Raw genomic sequence first — 2149 nt, forward strand, 5'->3', positions numbered from 1 at the left:
TGTTATGGAAATTAAAATCATGCATAAGTTAAATTTCCATTGTGGAACCCTATAAAGATGCTATTATAGCCAGTTTAAAAAGAAAAATCAAAAGACTTGAAGAAGAAAATAAAGAACTTAAAGAACAACTCAAAGTTAATTATGCTGAGATATATAAACAATTATAAATCGTTGAAAATTATGGTACAATTAAATATATAAATTAAGTTATAATTTCACTAAATTGAGCTTCATAAATTAGAATTTGGAGGTTAATCATGAAAAAATGGTATGATGAGGAGTACGAATTTGAAATTGAGGTAACTGGATTTCTTCGCAGTGACCATACAGAGAGGTACTGCCGAAACGGCGAGGAAGTCGGGGATAAGTATACCTGCACCTATGGCTGCCCCATAAATGCGGATGGACAGGGTATCTGTTCCAAGGTCATGATGATTATGTTCCCAATCATGGAGTCGGTCAGAAGTGGCGGAGATTTAGAGAACATTGGCGGCAATAGCAAATATAGCAAGGACATTGTATGCCCAGATGGCTGCGTCATGTTCAGGCTGACAGCAAAGAAACTTGACAATGAGAATTTTTATAAGGGAAAGTTTTTTGATTAGTTTTGATTTTTATTGTGCTCAGTTTGAAGATAAGCCGAAATATATAAATTTCAGTTTGTAGTTGAGTTTATATTCACTATTAAAAGAATAATTTTTACATATTATAAATTTAGTGAATAGATTTAATATATTATGAAATAAAGTCCAGCAAAAATTTTGCTGGACTTTATTAATATTACATAGTACACATATATAGTATGTAAAACCTAAGTCTTTTTAAGATTTTTTAAATTTTACTCTTGATAAGTTAACATCCCTTTTGTTTTTATTATTTCTTTTTAGCTTTTATAAAAAATCTATGGCATATAAAAGCTATATACCTTTCTCTTTGAATCTTATTGTGTATTTCTATTAATTTGCTATAATATTTTCCAATTGGGACGTCAGGAATTTACCATGCTCTCCTCTATAGTTCTACTGCCGCTTTAGTCTCATAACTACTTCCAATTTCACAGAATAAATCTAATAACTCACAGAATAAATTATATAAATCTTTTAATCTTTCTCCATCTTTTATAATGCCTAAAGTATGAAAATAAATCTCATCAACATTTTGAGGAAATTCAACACCAAATTTACCTTCATCATCTCTTATCTCAAGATTTATCTTCTTCTGACTTGCTATAATATCAAAAATTTTCTCTTTTGACATTATAATTTTCATTTTTTCTATATTAGTAGTTTTAATTATATAATTATTATCAAATTCTTCATTTCCTGTTTCCATTTCTTCCATATCAACTTCTTTGCCAATGGTATTTAAAATATTTTTGTTATACACTTTAAATCTAAAGTTATCTACATTTATAAAAGGAACTCTAATTCTTGTATAAGTCATAGGTGTTTGACCTGCCATAATAGTATAACAATCTAATATAATTGTCCAACATTTATATTTTCCTTCAATTCTCTTGTCTTTCCATATTCCTTTACTTACTATTTCTCCGTTGATTTGACCACATAGCTTCTCCCAAACTTCATCAACTGTTGATCCAAAAATGCTCTTAAGCCTATTCATAGTTTTTCCCCCTAATTATTTTAATTGTAAAAGTCCTTCAAACTCATATAGTATTATAAAATAATTTTTCAGAGTGAGGATTTTTCACCTTTACAACTATTCTTATGTGCAGCCTACAATACCTGTCTTAAATAGAGTTTAAGGGTATCAGTACTATTATTAGTGACTGTAAGTAGTAATTTTTTTATCTAATATCATAAATAAAAATTGTTAAAGTTTAATTTTCACTTTTAACTAACTTTATAGATAAATTTAAATCTAAACAATAATAAGAATAGCATAATCTCAGATTTTTATATTCTTCCAATTTAATATCATCAATATTCTAAATATATTAAATTTTATAAAAATACACTCTAATTATACTATTAAAGCAATAATTTTTGCAAATATTTATCTAATAATGGTTCATGAATTATTTAGCTTATAAATACACTGCGTTCTTATTTAATAATATTGTTAATACATTAATATTGGCTTTTATAAGTTATATAAATAAAAAAACATCTTCATAAAATAACTAGCT

Annotated in this window: 2 protein-coding genes; one reads left to right on the forward strand and one right to left on the reverse strand. The window is 26.8% G+C overall.

Annotated features, from left to right (window positions below; genetic code table 11):
* The first annotated feature begins 257 nt into the window (after positions 1–257).
* Positions 258–605, forward strand: coding sequence for a TIGR04076 family protein (locus tag B2W91_RS17575; RefSeq protein ID WP_045905439.1), 348 nt, complete (start codon positions 258–260; stop codon positions 603–605).
* Between the two features lie 406 nt (positions 606–1011).
* Here B2W91_RS17575 and B2W91_RS17580 read toward each other — a convergent pair whose 3' ends face one another.
* Entirely contained in the window at positions 1012–1623 is a 612-nt protein-coding gene (locus tag B2W91_RS17580) for a DUF3137 domain-containing protein (RefSeq protein WP_291583277.1), read from the reverse strand.
* Positions 1624–2149: the final 526 nt, after the last annotated feature.

Source organism: Clostridium sp. UBA6640 (genome assembly GCF_002455975.1).
Taxonomy (GTDB): Bacteria; Bacillota; Clostridia; order Clostridiales; family Clostridiaceae; genus Clostridium_J.

Excerpts from the sequence above, each read along its gene's own strand:
- B2W91_RS17575 (WP_045905439.1), top strand. The coding sequence starts at position 258 with ATGAAAAAATGGTATGATGAGGAGTACGAATTTGAAATTGAGGTAACT.
- B2W91_RS17580 (WP_291583277.1), bottom strand. The coding sequence starts at position 1,623 with ATGAATAGGCTTAAGAGCATTTTTGGATCAACAGTTGATGAAGTTTGG.